Raw genomic sequence first — 16,047 nt, 5'->3', positions numbered from 1 at the left:
ATGAAAAAACCGCTGACTACAAATACTTCTTCAACAGCAACTCCATTTTCTCCTTTGTTGCTGCCGGAACGTTCTCTAGTCGCGTGAGGATTGCATATTTTAAAGCCGAGTGAGCATCAGAAACTGGCGGATTTTCACTCAAACGCCGAACAGTTTCTTGAATTACTTTTTGAGCATTGGTTGCATTGCGTTGCAGATTGGCAATGACCATTTCTACCGTTACGCTGTCGTGATCGGGGTGCCAACAATCGTAATCTGTTACTAATGCTAAGGTTGCATAAGCAATTTCTGCTTCTCTGGCTAACTTCGCCTCTGGTAAATTAGTCATGCCAATGATTGTGGCACCCCAACTGCGGTAAAGATGCGATTCAGCTTTTGTAGAAAATGCGGGTCCTTCCATACAAACATAAGTACCACCGCGATGGAGCGTGACGTCGGGTAAGTTTAAAGATGCGATCGCATCTGCCACAACTCCAGCCAATTGATTGCACACGGGATCGGCAAACCCAATATGAGCCACAATCCCTTCCCCAAAAAAGGTAGAAACTCGATTTTTGGTGCGGTCAATAAATTGATCCGGCACTACCATATCTAAAGGTTTCGCTTCTTCTTTGAGAGAACCCACCGCTGATGCAGAGATTAGGTACTCGACGCCTAGCTGCTTCATGGCGTAGATGTTGGCTCGAAACGGCAACTCAGAAGGCAACAGCGTGTGATTGCGACCGTGACGTGCCAGAAAAGCCACTCGCGTTCCTTCCAAAGTTCCCAATATCAAAGCATCAGAGGGGAAGCCAAAAGGCGTGGAGATTTGCATCTCTTCTACATCTTTGAGCGCCTCCATCTTGTAGAGACCGCTGCCACCGATAATCCCAATCCGAGCCTGAGTCATTTTTTTGCCTTCTTGCTACAACGCCAAGCTATTTTACGGGATATTCGGGAGTGTTTGGATAGGCAATCTGATTTGTCAATGATGAGAATCACCAAATTATGAAGGAATTGTTACATTCTCTTGAAGATGGCGATCGCGCAGGATTGTAAAGAAATATTACAATATTTTTATATGTCCTCAGAATCTCGTTCTGCGGGATTCGCAGCAGTATTACATAAAGTTGCTAGAGAACTATGCCAGCTTCAGCTAGTTTACCCACAATCTCCGTTCAACAAATTGTTGAGCGAATCTTTGTCTTTCGCCAAATTTCTCGTACCGATCAACGTCTATTGATGTCAATATTCCTATCGCAGGAAACCCTAAGTGAAGCAGAACACCTGCTAATTAATCGCGTGTTTGATGCACTGAAGCAGGGATTGCTAAAAGTAGTGGATTAATTAAGAAGGGTTGACTTTTGACTTTATTTATATCAAACCGCTCAAAGTCACAAGCTTGCGGGGTTGATAGCCTTTTAACAATTTAAATAAATATCAAAAAATATATTATTTGGAAGTAAGTCAGTTAAGGTGAGACTGAATTTACTTCAGTGCAGATGCACTTAATCCATAAAGATGAGCAATTCGAGAAACTCTCTGACAGCGATCGCACTGCTATGTTTCTATACCACTGGCTTGCAGCTAATCGCCCAAACAAAGGCAAATGCAGCTACACCAATTTTACAGGCTCAATCGAGACCTGCACAAAACCAAGGCGTATGTTCATTTATTAATGGAAATAACGTCAATATCCGTAATCTACCCAATACTCAATCCAATATAGTCGCCAAACTCAATAGAGGCGATACGGTTCGGGCAGTGCGAAAACAGGGTAGCTGGGTTCAAATCTCTGGAAGAGTAACCTCACAACCCGGAGTGACTCCGGAGGTGGTTAAACCTCTGAAGGGTTGGGTACTCAATACTTACATCAATGGATGCTCTGAAGATCAATTCGATCGGTGGCGGACATAAAAAATACCACTTAATTCTCCGTTCCATTGAATTAAGCCAATATTGGGTTAGTGCTAAAAAAGTAATGATGCATTAATTTTTTAGCACTACTCCATACACTACTATTCTTTAGCGTTGGCAAAACTTTTCGAGCTACTGTAAATAGTTTAATTTAAACCTTGGAGATAGGTTTTTTCTTGTGGAAGCGAATTTCTCAATTTAAAGCGCACTGGCATTTTATCAGACGGATAAATTAACAGGTTTTGCTGTAATTGTTCTAGAGAAGAACGACCCTTGACTAACTCCCAGTCGAAGTTGCGGAGCAATAATGCTAGCATCATCGTTCCTTCCAGCATTGATAAATGCTCCCCCAAGCAACGATGAGGTCCTGAGCCAAAGTCTATCATTGGCAGCGAACTATTTTCCTTGCTCTTCTCTAACCAACGTTCTGGCAGAAATTCCTCTGGATTAGCATAGACTTCTGGATCTCTTCCCGCAGCAAGCATTGACCAAGCTATTCTTGTACCGCGAGGAATCGCTTTACCATCAATGAGGGTGTCGCGTTGAGCCTCCAATGAAGTCGAGCCTGAGGCTACTGAATAAAGGCGCAAGGTCTCCTTAATAATTGCGCTAATATAAGCCAATTCCTTGAGGCTTTCGGTATTTATCAAGCCTTTGCTTTGCCAAACTTGGTCAACGATGTCTCGTGCTTGCTGAAAAACCCTTTGATGGAAGCTCAACTCTCCTACTGCAAAGGATAAAGTATGGGCTGTTGTATCAGTACCAGCGATTAAGAGTTCAACACATTCTGCTATTAATGTGTCGCGATTGTATTTTGGCTCTTTGGCAGCGATTTTGACTAACATTGATTCGGAGAACCAAGAACTTACCTGTGGTAAATCGGTCTTGTTTTGTTCTCTGAATCGTAAAGCTAAGTCTACACGGGGCGTTAAAAATTCCTCAAAATATCGCTTTGCTGCCCAATAATCTTGTGAATTTTTAGAGGGCAAATATTTCATCCATATCTTCTCGCCAGTAGCTTGTCGTAGGAACCGATAGCCTACAACAGACATTGCTTCGTACAGCTTGGAAACTTCCAGGGGTGGCCCTTCAGGACTCGCGAGCTTTCTATCCACAGGAATGCCCAGTACGAGACAAGAAATCACTCTCATTGTTAGTTCTACAAACAGAGGATCTACCTGAACTTCTTTTGGTGGTGGTGCTTCCTTCAATGTTGCAATTACTTGTTCGCAAGCTTCGCTAATAATTTCTGCATATTTCGTGAGGCTGCTAGAACTGAATTCGGGATTCCAAGCTTTGCGTCGCCACTGCCACTCAGCTCCAGTTTCTCCTAATAGAATCGGGCCACTGACATCGTTCCAAGCTTTGCGTAATTGCTCCGATCTGATTAAGGTACCATCTTTCATCCCATTGACAATGGTATCTTCGATAACTTTTGCTTTACTTAAAATAACACCAGGCCTGTTGCCATTCCATATAACATACATCGGGCCTAGCTCTCGACTCCAATCAAACATTTGCTGGAATAATTTTTTCTGTTTCACTGCTGCTAATAGTTGAGGAATATTTCCTAACAGCCAGTGTTTAGGAGGTGAAGGGAGCGATCGCAGCGATTTGTATGTATTATTTTGTTTCCACCAGCGCCACCCAATTATTCCCGCTATGCTAGTAACGCCTAAGACTGTGGCTAAATATGGAAGTGAGTCAAAATAAGCAATCTCAGTAGTAATGTTTTGAAGCATGAATCCGCCTTTATCCACAAAAAAACTACAGATTACCCAGATACTAACTGAACGTGAGTTCGATCGCTAGAGAAAGGCAAAAAGTTTGACAGATATGAAGCGCGAGAAACTGGGCAGGTATCGGCGATCGCGCTCGATTGATTGATTGGAGACTTCCAAGCAATCAATTAATCAACAAAAGCCCAGAATCCATGCTTAAACAATAGCGATCGCTCAAAACAGAGAGTTATAAAGGACAAATAGCACTATAGTCCTATTAAATCCAAAATGATCACAAGATAGGCGTGGCATGGAGCGAATTATATTGGGCTAACAAAGTAACTATGCCAGGTTTGCACCAGTTTCTCAGCCGCTATCGTTCCTTCCAGAGGGAAACATGAAAGAAATTCTTTATCAGTAGTGGAATCGTAAGGCCCTTCTTTAACTTCAAAAATTACAGTATTTGGTACTAAAGCGATCAGTGTATGATAAGTTCCTTCGAGGAATTCAATACCAGAAGTTGTTCCATCGGCACTAATCTGTTCTTGGTGAATAATTACGCCTTGATCGTTAAATAGAAGCATTCCTACGGCTCCCTGCAAAATCAGGCACAGCTCGAATCCATTGTGACCGATTTCCCGTTTATGGCGATGGGGACGCACATAAGTCCCTGGTTGCAGACAAATAAGCGATCGCTGAACTTTTTCTTCTAAGGTGTGGAAGTTGTAGCTTTGTCGTAAGCGATCGCTACTGGATGCCTGTTGAGCAACTGTATCTATTAAATTTTGGTCGAGACGTTTAAACATTTTTCTCCAAGGAAGTTTCTGACCAGACTTAGAAGTCTGGTCAGAAGGTAGGGTAAAAATACTTCCGATCAACTAGACACTTAATACTACTGAAGATGGAATATTGCCCACCATTGAAGGTGATAAATACTCCAGATACCACTCAATTGTTTCAGCTAGTCCTTTATCAAAAGAATATCGGGGACTCCACCCAAGCATTTTTTGCGCCTTTTCTGCCGATACCTGCTGGTGCCAAATTTCCCCGTGGCTTTGATTCATAATTACCGGCTCTATGTGTTCGCAATTCATCAGTTGCTGGAGCTTTTGCACGACTTCTAGCACCGTCCAACTACCACCCATTGCGAAGTTGAAAGCCTCTCCATGAACTTCTGGACGAGCTAGCCCTTCAAACATTGCAATATAGGCATGGGCTGCATCTTTGACATATAAAAAGTCCCGCATAAAATTACCTTTATCGGGCATACGAATGAGAGGACTTTCATTGCTCAGTAGCCTTCGGATCGTATTTGGGATCAGTCGGCTCCAGTTTAAATCTCCACCGCCGTAGATATTACCAAATCGCCCTACAGCCACAGGCAACCCGTAGCTGTGATAGTAGCTTCGAGCAATTAGGTCAGCGCAGCTTTTAGAGACATCGTAAGGATGTCTGCCCAGCGTTGGCATATCTTCTGTATAGGGTAAGACGGGACTATCACCGTAGGCTTTATCACTTGATGCCACGATTACCCGCCGCACCAAATCCGAACGGACGCGACAGGCTTCCAATATGTTGTATGTGCCACGAATGTTTATCTCAAATGCCAATCGAGGTTTCTCAAACGCCAAACCTTCTACCGACACTGCTGCTAAGTGAAACACCGTATCAATGCCGCGATCGCCAATCACCTTTTCAAGTAAATCGTAATCTTCGATTGACCCAACAACATTGTTGACACGATGAACGATTCCACTACGCACAAAATGACTGTCTGGGTTCCAGTCAGCCAGTATCGTCGTCACCGTCGCGCCCTGCTCTAATAAGCACTCAGTCAACCAAGAACCCATAAAACCGGAAGCTCCGGTTACTAACACTCGACGATCGCGCAGAATATCACTCACTGATGCACCTAAATAAGAAACGGATACGCATAAATATACAGTTTTTACAACTCCCACAAGTGTGATTTATAATACTTTTTAAGGAGAAAATTAGTCTTTTGTGGGTTTTGCGCTCATCAGTGCGATCGCACTGATGAGATGAGCCATCGGCGAACCAAAACTCTAACCAGAGATTGCAGAATCTCTTTAAAGTTGCTTGAAATCTTAGTCTTGGAAGGCTTCGGAGTTTCCATCTTCCCCTCAAAACAGCCAAAAGCCGCTCTAAGTCATCCCACCATCAATCAGGTTACACAAGTAAAAAATGCAATCCTGACCCTGCTGCTGGCGCTGTTCATATAAGCTTGAGCCTTTGCACAAAACCAAGGCGTCTGTTCATTTATTAACGCTAATAATCTCAATATCCAAAAAAGTTCCAGCACTAAATCACAAGCGATCGCTAAACTCAATAGAAGCGATCGTGTCCAGGCAGTGCGAAGACAAGGTAACTGGGTTTAAATCTCTCAAAGAGTAACATCACAACCTGGAGCGACACCGGAGGTGGTTAAACCTCTCAAGGGTTGGGTACTCAAATACTGATATTAATAGATACTCAGAAGATAAATTTAATTGATGGCGAAAATAGGGAAGCCGCTCGTTTTAAATCTATTAGACTTCCCCAATTCTCCGTAAAATCCTAAGTGCTAATTAGCGCCATCTAGTCCCAACGAGGAATATCGGCATCTTCCCCACCAATACCGATTCCGGTGTTAAATATTTCAGCATCGGTAAGAGTCAGGTCATCCATTGATGCCCCATACACATTAGCGTCATAAATTTTAGCGTTCGTAAAATTTACGGCGTTGAGATTGGCTTCCTGAAAATTGGCATTCGTTACAAAAGCTGATGTTAAATTAGCTGCTGTCAAGTTTGCCTTCGTCAGATCGGCACCTTCGAGGTTCGCATTCGTCAGGTTAGCGCCTTGCAAATTGGCTTCTCTCAAGTCAGCACCAATCAAATGTGCGCCGCTGAGATCGGCTCCTGATAAATCGCAGCGAACACATTCCCTCGTTGACAATAGCTGTTTTACGTGTAGCGGATTCTCCGCTTTCACTGGCATAGTTAAAAATAGTGGAGCGAGTAATGTTAGTGTCGCGAATAGCTTGAGTTTCATAATACTCCCCCTTTATCAAAAAGGTTGTTCCGTTTTCTTCCTCACACCTTTATTATCTCACTAAGATTCTGTGGTAGACATTGATTGATGCCACATATAACTTGTGATAGAGAACATAGGATTTAATCACTCGTTAGCAGGATTGCGATAGTGCTTAATTGGGATAAGATGCGATGAATTTCTACCGCTCTTGCATCTTCAATCTGGGTTGAGTGTACCGGGTGCAAGGCGCGATCGCATCAAATCGCATCGATCTGCTTTTAATCTATCTTTTGGTAGAGAAAGAACCTCAATCCTCTCCTCGTAACAACCAAAAGCCGCTAAAAGTCATCCCCGACTCATCCGGTTGCACCAGCAAAAAGTGCAATCCCCGACTCTGCTGCTGGCGCTGTTGATAAGCTTGAGCTGCTGCCGTAACTTCTTTATCCTCAAAAGTGGCAACAATCCAGCGGTCAACCAATCCCGCTTCTAATACCAACCCATCCGGTGCACCCGCAATGTAATTAAGAGAAACGGGACGCGCTTCTTGTAGCCAACGCGCCAAACGCATCGATTGCCGCCCACCGTAAATTACCACACCGGGGACTGGCACCGTAGACGCTAAACCCAGATTGATCGGCAAGAGAAATTCTGGCATCTCCAGAATCGGAATTGGGCGTTCAGCAAAAGCTTCCACCACAGCAACCGCCGGAAGCGTGGCAAATCGCCATTGTTCTCCCCAAAGGTTTTCTGGCAATGGGACTGGCGGCGGTTTGTCCAGAGATGAGAGTTCGCCAGTGTAGGTATAGTTATCGAGTTTGGGGTATTGTTGCGCCTTCTGTTGCAAATATTCCTTCAGTGCCCTAGTGCGTCGAGTCGCTTCCACCTTAATCCCCAGTGGTTGCGCCGCTGCCTGAATCAAAGTCAACGACTGGGGACGAAACACTTGGATGAGATTCGGCAGATTTCCACCGGCTGCTTGCTGTAACTGAGAAACCAACCAACTAGCATTCGCTTCAGATTGAGGACAAAAGGCGTCATAACTAAAGCTGCGTGTGGCATCGCAAAGCAACAATTCCCACAACACCTGCCCTTTTTCGTCTTTGAGAGGACGCCGATAAAAATCAGCTTGCCAAACCCGATTCATCTGTTCTCTGTTCCTTTGCGTCCTTTGCTTCTTTGCGGTTTGCTTCTTTGCGGTTCAAAAAAAAGCAGGTGGGCACTGCCCACCCTACTTTTAGCTCAAAATCGAGTCAATTCATACCTATGTAGGGGTGAACGGCGCACCCCTACAAATTTGCTACGCCAGCGCACTCGCCAGAATTGGTTCAGTGCCTACGGAAGTTCCCGGCGCGTACACCTGAGTCACGTAGTCCGCAATCATCCGGTCAGTGTTGAATAGCGGCGAATTTGTCTTAATCGACGCCTTCATCATCTGAATCCAGCGATGAGGAATTCCATTCTCATCTTGGTCATAGTAGAGAGGAACGATTTCCTCTTCTAGTAGCTGGTAGAGAGATTCCGAATCAATCCGGTCTTGCAACTCCTGGTCGCTGGTGTGGGCATCTTCCCCAATTGCCCAGCCATTGCTTCCCTTGCCATCTTGTCCTTCTTGATAGCCTTCGCACCACCAGCCATCGAGGACACTGCAATTAATGCCGCCGTTGAAGCAGACTTTTTGCCCACTCGTACCGGAGGCTTCTAAAGGACGACGCGGGTTGTTCAACCAAACATCAACACCTTGCACCAAATGTTGACCCGTGTAGATGTCGTAATCTTCAACTAAGGCAACTCGGTTGAGAATGTCTGGGTGCTTGCACCACTCCATTAACCGCTGGATAATCCGCTTGCCTTCTTCGTCATGAGGGTGCGCTTTACCGGCAAAGACAATCTGCACGGGTCGTTGGGAATTTCCAAATATCCTCAAGGCGCGTTCGGCTTCCCGCAGTAGCAAGTCACCCCGCTTGTAAGGGCTGAAGCGTCGTGCAAATCCAATCGTCAGCACGTTGGGGTCTAGTAGCTGGTCGGCGGCATCAATGCGGAACTGCTCTTCACCGCGGCTAATTCGTGCCAATTTCACCTTAGAACGGGTATGAGCAATCAGGCACTCTTTGAGAACTTGGTGCCGCCACCAGATTTCCTCATCGGGAATTCCGTCCACCTTTGCCCACATCTGTTTGTCAGCCATGCGGGTTGACCAATCTTCACCCAGGTACTGGGAATAGAGGTCGCCCATTAGGGGTGCTGTCCAGGTACGCGCATGGACGCCATTGGTAATGTGACCAATGGGCACTTTCTCTTCGCTACGGTCGGGATAGAGAATGTTCCACATCTTGCGGGAAACCTGACCGTGCAGTTCGCTGACGCCGTTGGCAGTGCGACACATCCGCAAAGCTAAGACGGTCATGCCGAAGGGTTCCCAAGGGTCGCCCAGGCGGCGTGCCCCCAAGGCGAGGAATTGCTCGCGCGACAGACCCAATGTAGGCCAGTAGTGGGCGAAGTAGGAATCCATCAGGTCTGAGGAGAAGACATCGTGACCTGCGGGAACGGGAGTGTGGGTGGTGAAGACGCAGCGATCGCGCACCAATCCCTCGATATCATAGAAAGACTTGCCGGTACGCTGAATTTCTTGTCGCGCAATCTCTAGGGTGCAGAACGCCGCGTGACCTTCGTTCAGATGACACACCGACGGAGTAATCCCCAATGCTGTCAGCGCCCGAACGCCGCCAATTCCCAGCACGACTTCCTGGGCGATGCGGGTTTCTTGGTTGCCGCCGTACAGGTGCCCTGTCAACCAGCGGTCAATTGGATCGTTGTCGTGTCGGTCGGTATCTAGTAGGTAAAGATTGACGCGACCGACTCGCGCCAGCCAAATTTGGGCTTTGACAATCCGTTGCCGGATTTCCATCTCAATGGTGATGGGTTCCCCTTGCTGGTTTTTGAGCAACTCCAGGGGCATCTGGTCAAAGGGATTGTTAACGTAGTTTTCTTCTTGCCAACCGCCACTATTCAACCGTTGACGGAAATAACCTTGGCGATAACAAAGCCCTACCGCGACCATCGGCACGCCTAAATCAGAGGCGGACTTGAGGTGATCTCCGGCTAAAATTCCCAAACCGCCGGAGTAGATAGGTAGGGATTCGTGGATGCCAAATTCCGCACAAAAATAGGCGACTGGTCGCTGTGGGGAAATTTGCGGCGCGACGCGAGACGCCCATGCATTTTTTTCGCCCATGTACTTGTCAAATTGCTCGACAAGTGAATTCACCCGTTTGATATAAGCTGGGTCTTGAGCGAGCTGGGTGAGGCGCACTAAAGAAGCTGATTCTAAGATGGCGACAGCGTTATGTCCGCAGCGGTGCCATTCATCAGGATTAATGTTCTGAAATAGAGAAGTGCGATCGCTCGTCCAACTCCACCAATAGTTATATGCCAGGTCTGCCAATCGCTTGAGAGGAAACGGTAGCTTCGCACGCAGCGTTTCAATTGTTGTCATAAATTCCGTTGCACTACACTTGACAGGCTTGCTCTTCAGATTCGTCTGGATAGGGAGTGTGTTATCTTCTACGGGTTGTTTGGCTTTTAGCTAAAAAAAGTAGAGGCGCTAAGAGCCTAAAAACATCCTGCTATCCAGCCCGATTTATAGCTTTACAGGATTTCCTATATAAACTGTGTTTTTTTACACTCTTTACATTTTTCCCCCAAAAATTAGTCAAGTAATCTAAGGAAGATTATGGTTTTGTTAAGTTTTATCAGACAACGCCCAAACCGTGCCTAATCTAAACAGCCGGTTTTGCGACTTTCTCAACCCCAGACTGGCTGTAGTTGTGCCAATTAGTCATGAAAATTACAGTTAAATTGGTTAGAGTACCAACGATTCATTAAATTAACTAAGGGGGAAAAAGCCTCAACTGACTCGGCACCCCGGTTGTTAAACTCTCAATTTTCAAAGTCGCTTTAGCTTATGAATCCTGCCCTGACTCAATTTGGCGATTGTATGTCCCACCTCACTGGGGTGCGGGCAATTATGAAGGATATTAAGGAAACTCTGCAAGCAGGTATTGGACAGGAATATATTAATTTAAGTCCTGGGAATCCAGTGATTTTGCCAGAAGTAGAGCAGTTATGGCGGGATTACACCGAAGAATTGCTCGCTAGCTCAAATTACGGGAATGTAGTTTGTCGCTATGGTGACTCTCAAGGCTATGAGCCATTAATCGAAGCGGTAGAAAAGGATTTCAATCGCCGCTACGGACTAAATCTGACTCATCGCAATATTTTGATCACCCCTGGCAGTCAAACGCTTTATTTCTTTGCAGCGAATGCCTTTGGGGGGTACACCACAAGCGGTAAATTAAAGCAAATTATCCTGCCCCTGAGTCCAGATTACACGGGGTATGGGGGTCTAACTTTAACCCCAGAGGCATTATTTGCCTATAAACCCGCTTTGGACATTGATGCCGCTGCCCACAGTTTCAAATATCGTCCGGACTTCAGCAAACTGAAGATTACGGAAGATACGGGTTGCGTGTTATTCTCGCGTCCTTGTAACCCAACCGGCAACGTCCTCACGGATGACGAGGTGAAAAAAATTGCCGATTTGGCTGCGCCTTATGATGTGCCAGTCTTGATCGATTCTGCGTATGCACCTCCGTTTCCAGCGTTAAATTTTACCGAGATGACGCCGGTATTTGGAGAGAACATCCTGCACTGCATGAGCTTATCGAAAGCGGGGCTACCCGGAGAAAGGATTGGGATTGCGATTGGGGATGAAAAGTGGATTCAGGCGCTGGAGTGTTTCCAGACGAATATGTGTATTCATTCATCTCGGTATGGACAAGCGATCGCAGCCCGTGCGATTGAAACGGGAACGCTAGCAGAAATCGCTACCACGGTGATTCGCCCCTACTACCAGAAAAAGTTTGATGTTGTGGAAAGCAGCATCGAACAGGCAATGCCCAAAGATTTGCCTTGGTTCCTGCATCGCGGCGAAGGAGCAATCTTTGCATGGCTGTGGTTACAAGATTTACCCATTACAGACTGGGAACTGTACCAGCAGTTAAAGCAAGTCGGTGTCATTGTCGTACCAGGTAGCTCATTCTTCCCCGGATTGCGCGAAGAATGGGCGCACAAGCAACAATGCATTCGGATTAGCCTGACTGCTACAGACCAGGAGATTGAAATCGGGATACAGCGCTTAGGGAAGGTGGTAGAGCAAGTATATTCAGTTGTTAAATGTTAGAAAGCCCTGCCGGACAGAATTCGCGGCTATGCAAACTAAGTCAGTAAAGCGCGGACTTTTAGAAGTCTCTGTGTCGCCGCCCCTTCCAGTTATCAAAGCATTCACTACCGTGTACACATATCTTTGGTTAAGTGGCAAAACGTTGATGGCTCCCCCAATTTATCGGGGGGTTAGGGGGATCAAAACGGGACTGGCAAGTACAAGAAGATTTGTGCGTACACGGTAGGGCATGAAAAAGAATACGGAATACGGAATACAGAAAGCTGATGACCAATGACCAGTGGTTAGAAATTGGCACAATTGTTGCCGCTCAAGGGATGAAAGGGGAGTTGCGGGTGTATCCGGAATCCCAATTCCCAGAACGCTTTGAGGAACCGGGAGAGCGTTGGATGTTGCGACCGGGCGAGACAGAACCGCAGCCAGTGAAATTGGTGAAAGGGCGGTATATAGATGGTAAAAATCTATACGTTGTACAGCTTGCTGAGGTAGAAAATCGGGATCGAGCGGAGGCGCTAGCGGGAACCAAGTTAATGGTGAAAGCTTCCGATCGCCCTATCTTGGAAGAAGATGAATACCACGTTCTAGACTTGATTGGGATGGAAGTTTTCGTTCAAGAATCGGGAGAAAACTTGGGCGTGGTGGTGAATGTAATTCCGGCTGGCAACGATTTACTGGAAGTCCAGTTGCACCAGCAACCTGTAGCTGTAGCACCTGAGGATGAGCCGGAACTACCCCAGAAAGGGGAAGTCAATCGAACCAGTAAAAAACGGAAAGTTCTTAGACCCAAGCCACCGAAGCCGTCTACCATTTTGATTCCTTTTGTGAAAGCGATCGCGCCTGTGGTAGACCTGGAGAATCGGCGAATTGAAATTACGCCGCCGCCTGGATTGCTAGAAATGAATCAGGACGTTTGAATTTTTTCAGAATCCCAGCGCGATCGCAACCAAGCATCTATCTCGGAATCTATCTCGGAAAATTATTTCCAAAAATAACCATGCCGTCCCCAAAAGGACGGCATGGTTACATTAACGATTCTTTGTTAATTGCTCAAGAATGCTGGTGAAGTCATTACCAAAGCGCTGGCACTGGCGCTGCCTCAGTCGTCTGCGGTTCGGTTTGAGCTGTATCTGGAGTGCTTGTGGTCTCTCCAGTGGTTGTTGTCGGACCAGGAGACGGTGTTGTCTGCACCGTTCTTCGCTGAATCGTTGTCTCTTCCACTCGACGGGTTCTGTTGAGGCGAGTAGTATCTGTCGCATCGGCTGCTTCAACCATACTCACATTGCTAGCCATATTCTGGTCATCCAATGTGGCGCTAATCTCCATTCCTGGCATGAGGTTCAACCGAGTTAGATCCTCTGGTGAGAGCATCATACTTCTGGTTGTACCGTCTGGCAGTCTTAGCGTGACTACATTGCCTCTAATGCTGCTGACGGTGCCTCTAACTACTTGATTCGTATCGGTTGAGTTAGGAGTAGTTGTGTTGGTGTTGGTTGGATTGGGAGTAGTTGTGTCGGTGTTGGTTTGGCTCTGGAGCTGCCTGGATTCACCTTCTACTGGGCGAGCGATCGCTGGCAACACTGATACTGCCGAGAGTAACAGTGTTAGCATCGTACCTGTCAATACTTTGGTTTTTTGCAAACGCATTACACCCTCACTTTGAAAATATTTGGGTAATAAACTTGACTATTGGCAACAGTTGTAGTCAACAACGGATGAAAACACCTAGATTATTGCCCAAATCCTATCTATCTCTACAGAAGATTCAATCCACCGGATTATATAAGTCATTAGGAGTAGGGCTGGGAATAAAATCTTACTTTGTGAGTCTTGACAAGACTAAGAAAAGTCAATTTTAAATAAGTCAGTCAGCTCTGTGCGATTTATTGTTTTGATCTCAGATAATAATTCGATAAGAGTCGTTGACCAGGGAAAAGAGAGGACAGGAATGCTCAGAGGTAAATTACCGTCTGGAAGCTTCAAGGTGCTGTACTTCGCAGCCATTCTATTGCTGGGCGTTCGGCAGCCGTCTGGTGCTTCAGTGCCAACAGAAATGGCAACTACCAGACAGGCAACAACGATTGAATTGCCTTCGGAACCCCAATTGCCTCCGCTGGGGGCACCCTCTCTCTATCTGCCTTTGGAGGAACTCTCCCCTGCGAGTACCACGCCCGATACTCATTTGGTGATTAAATTAAGCGATCGCCGCGTCTATGTCTACCGAGACAATCAGGTGAAAGCAAGTTATCCTATCGCCGTCGGTAAAAAGGGTTGGGAGACGCCTACAGGCACGTTTAAGGTGACGCAAATGCTACGCAATCCAGCTTGGCAGCATCCTTGGAATGGAAAAGTCGTTCCTCCAGGTGCAGATAATCCTTTAGGAGCCAGGTGGATTGCTTTCTGGACAGACGGACGCAATTTTATCGGGTTTCATGGCACCCCCCAGGAAAAACTGGTGGGACAGGCAGTTTCTCACGGCTGCGTCCGGATGCGTAATCAGGATATTTTGGCTTTGTATGCACAGGTCAACATCGGAACTCCTGTAAAAGTAGAGCCTTAGAGTCCTGAAAGTTGCCAAATTAAAAATACAGCGGCTTGTTAATTTTTAATTAAACCAAAGGCAACAAAATCTCAAATTCGGTGCCAATGCCTGGTTTAGGTTCTCCGCTGGAATTGCTAGGAGTGGCATACCCCTGAGGAGATCCGCTCTCTGGGCATCCACTGCGCGAGTAATCCTCAGGACATACACTAAGCGAGTTGCCCAGAGGGCATACACTACGCGATCGCATTCTTAATTTTCCACCGTGCTTCGCCGTCACAATCTGATAACTTACCGATAAACTCGTCTCTTTAGCAGAGCGTTTCTCTACAGAAAAAGACTCAAGAATTTGCTGCTGTACTTCAGGAGACATCCCAGGGCCATTATCGGCAATGCGAATGGAAACCCACCGCGAATCAGAAATTCCTGTCTGACTTGCCTTGTGCGAACAAACCTCAGTCGTAATTTCGATCCGAGGTTTCTCTTGAATATTCGGGGGCAATGTTCCTTGAAAATCTTGAGTAAACTGCTGAACGACTGCTTGATTAATCAATGCATCAATCGCATTCGTCAGGATATTCATGAAAACCTGATTCAATTGACCCGCGTAGCATTGTACCGGCGGCAAATGACCATAATTTCTGATAATTTCAATTTCGCTGTTTACACGACTTTTTAAAAGCAAAACAATACTATCTAAACAAGCGTGCAAATCGGCAGGCTTGGGATAAACATCATCAATATGGCAGAAGTTTTGCAGACTCATCACGAGCTTTTTCAATCGTTCTGCTCCGGCTCGGATGCTGGAAATTGAGCGAGGTAAGTCTTGTTGTACAAAATCAAATTCTATGTCTTCTTTCAGAGCCGCAATTTCTTCAGGAATCTGCGGCAAATATGTCTCATAAGTAGACAGCAATTCTATCAAGTTTTCAGTGTAAGTTGAGACATACGTTAAGTTCCCCCAAATAAAGCCAACCGGGTCTAAAATTTCGTGAGCAACTCCGTCCACTAAGCGCCCTAAGCTTGCCATTTTCTCACTTTGAATCATCTGAGCTTGGGTGCGTTCATATCGCACCTGAGCTTCGATTCCCCGGATTTGCCAAGAAACAACATTCAAATCCTGAACATCTAACAGCCGATAATCAGATTCTCCCACTTGCACTACGACAGGTTCTGCCAAAAATTCAGGCGATCGCCGCAGCGCCTGCTGGGTTGCTGTCAAAATCGGCGTACTATCGGGAAGGATTAAAACCTCAGAGTGGGCGTACTTGTAGAGGATGTGCAGCGGTTTGTGCAAAAACAGCTCTAGTCGATGAGGACGGATCAGGTACTCCAAAAGCCGCCGCCGCGAAATCATCCCGGCAAACTGACCCTGTTCGACTAAGATGGCTCCTGGCAGTAGAGGATGCTTCTCAAAAATCCGGGCAATATCCACACCCAGACAGATAGGTTTCACCAGAAAGTTGTACAGCGGCAATTCCCCAAGAGTTGACTCTATAGAGAGGTCGCGATCGCTCCCTTGGGACAAGGACGGAAGTGATATAAATCCGTTTGGTACCGACACACAACGCCCACAAATGCAGCAGTGAAGCTGAAATCAGCTATGACCATAGACTACC

The 16,047-nt window shown here is 46.3% G+C and carries 14 protein-coding genes; 5 read left to right on the top strand and 9 right to left on the bottom strand.

The window, feature by feature from the left end; translation table 11 throughout:
• Positions 1-16 precede the first annotated feature (16 nt).
• On the bottom strand, positions 17-889 hold the full coding sequence (locus NC996_RS07555; RefSeq protein ID WP_190411657.1) for an S-methyl-5'-thioadenosine phosphorylase: 873 nt from the start codon (positions 887-889) through the stop codon (positions 17-19).
• A gap of 233 nt (positions 890-1,122) precedes the next feature.
• On the opposite strand from NC996_RS07555, the gene NC996_RS07550 reads away from it, so the two are divergent.
• Both NC996_RS07550 and NC996_RS07545 read left to right on the top strand, forming a co-directional pair.
• Complete coding sequence (locus NC996_RS07550; RefSeq protein WP_190432421.1) at positions 1,123-1,326, top strand: hypothetical protein; 204 nt, start codon at positions 1,123-1,125, stop codon at positions 1,324-1,326.
• A gap of 174 nt (positions 1,327-1,500) precedes the next feature.
• Positions 1,501-1,896, top strand: coding sequence for an SH3 domain-containing protein (locus NC996_RS07545; protein ID WP_190432420.1), 396 nt, complete (start codon positions 1,501-1,503; stop codon positions 1,894-1,896).
• A 146-nt stretch (positions 1,897-2,042) separates the two neighbouring features.
• On the opposite strand, the gene NC996_RS07540 is transcribed toward NC996_RS07545, so the two are convergent.
• The 6 genes from NC996_RS07540 to glgP form a co-directional block, all read right to left on the bottom strand.
• On the bottom strand, positions 2,043-3,638 hold the full coding sequence (locus NC996_RS07540; protein ID WP_190690022.1) for a cytochrome P450: 1,596 nt from the start codon (positions 3,636-3,638) through the stop codon (positions 2,043-2,045).
• Between the two features lie 299 nt (positions 3,639-3,937).
• Positions 3,938-4,423 (bottom strand): WbuC family cupin fold metalloprotein, encoded by a 486-nt coding sequence (locus NC996_RS07535; protein WP_190690020.1) that lies wholly within the window; start codon positions 4,421-4,423, stop codon positions 3,938-3,940.
• Between the two features lie 72 nt (positions 4,424-4,495).
• Positions 4,496-5,521 carry a GDP-mannose 4,6-dehydratase gene (locus tag NC996_RS07530; protein ID WP_190432408.1) on the bottom strand — a complete coding sequence of 342 codons (1,026 nt, stop codon included), beginning with the start codon at positions 5,519-5,521 and terminating at the stop codon, positions 4,496-4,498.
• A 694-nt stretch (positions 5,522-6,215) separates the two neighbouring features.
• On the bottom strand, positions 6,216-6,671 hold the full coding sequence (locus NC996_RS07525) for a pentapeptide repeat-containing protein (RefSeq protein WP_190679280.1): 456 nt from the start codon (positions 6,669-6,671) through the stop codon (positions 6,216-6,218).
• Between the two features lie 289 nt (positions 6,672-6,960).
• Entirely contained in the window at positions 6,961-7,797 is an 837-nt protein-coding gene (locus NC996_RS07520; RefSeq protein WP_190690017.1) for a Tab2/Atab2 family RNA-binding protein, read from the bottom strand.
• Between the two features lie 153 nt (positions 7,798-7,950).
• A complete protein-coding gene (glgP, locus tag NC996_RS07515; RefSeq protein WP_190690014.1) occupies positions 7,951-10,146 on the bottom strand; it encodes an alpha-glucan family phosphorylase in 2,196 nt (731 codons plus the stop codon).
• A 468-nt stretch (positions 10,147-10,614) separates the two neighbouring features.
• Here glgP and NC996_RS07510 point away from each other — a divergent pair, with 468 nt between their 5' ends.
• The gene (locus NC996_RS07510) at positions 10,615-11,892 is read left to right on the top strand and encodes a valine--pyruvate transaminase (protein WP_190411668.1); all 1,278 of its coding nucleotides are present in this window, start codon (positions 10,615-10,617) and stop codon (positions 11,890-11,892) included.
• Positions 11,893-12,158: 266 nt separating this feature from the next.
• On the top strand, positions 12,159-12,806 hold the full coding sequence (rimM, locus tag NC996_RS07505; protein WP_190690011.1) for a ribosome maturation factor RimM: 648 nt from the start codon (positions 12,159-12,161) through the stop codon (positions 12,804-12,806).
• 154 nt (positions 12,807-12,960) lie between these two features.
• Here rimM and NC996_RS07500 read toward each other — a convergent pair whose 3' ends face one another.
• Positions 12,961-13,536 carry a hypothetical protein gene (locus NC996_RS07500; protein ID WP_190690009.1) on the bottom strand — a complete coding sequence of 192 codons (576 nt, stop codon included), beginning with the start codon at positions 13,534-13,536 and terminating at the stop codon, positions 12,961-12,963.
• 301 nt (positions 13,537-13,837) lie between these two features.
• Here NC996_RS07500 and NC996_RS07495 point away from each other — a divergent pair, with 301 nt between their 5' ends.
• Complete coding sequence (locus NC996_RS07495; protein WP_190411671.1) at positions 13,838-14,449, top strand: L,D-transpeptidase family protein; 612 nt, start codon at positions 13,838-13,840, stop codon at positions 14,447-14,449.
• Between the two features lie 49 nt (positions 14,450-14,498).
• On the opposite strand, the gene NC996_RS07490 is transcribed toward NC996_RS07495, so the two are convergent.
• Positions 14,499-15,992 carry an ATP-binding protein gene (locus NC996_RS07490; RefSeq protein ID WP_190690007.1) on the bottom strand — a complete coding sequence of 498 codons (1,494 nt, stop codon included), beginning with the start codon at positions 15,990-15,992 and terminating at the stop codon, positions 14,499-14,501.
• Between the last annotated feature and the right edge of the window lie 55 nt (positions 15,993-16,047).

This window comes from Trichocoleus sp. ST-U2, from assembly GCF_039961875.1.
Taxonomy (GTDB): Bacteria; Cyanobacteriota; Cyanobacteriia; order Cyanobacteriales; family FACHB-T130; genus FACHB-T130.
Note: the sequence above shows the minus strand (reverse complement) of the source record. Positions and strands in the feature narration are given on the sequence as shown.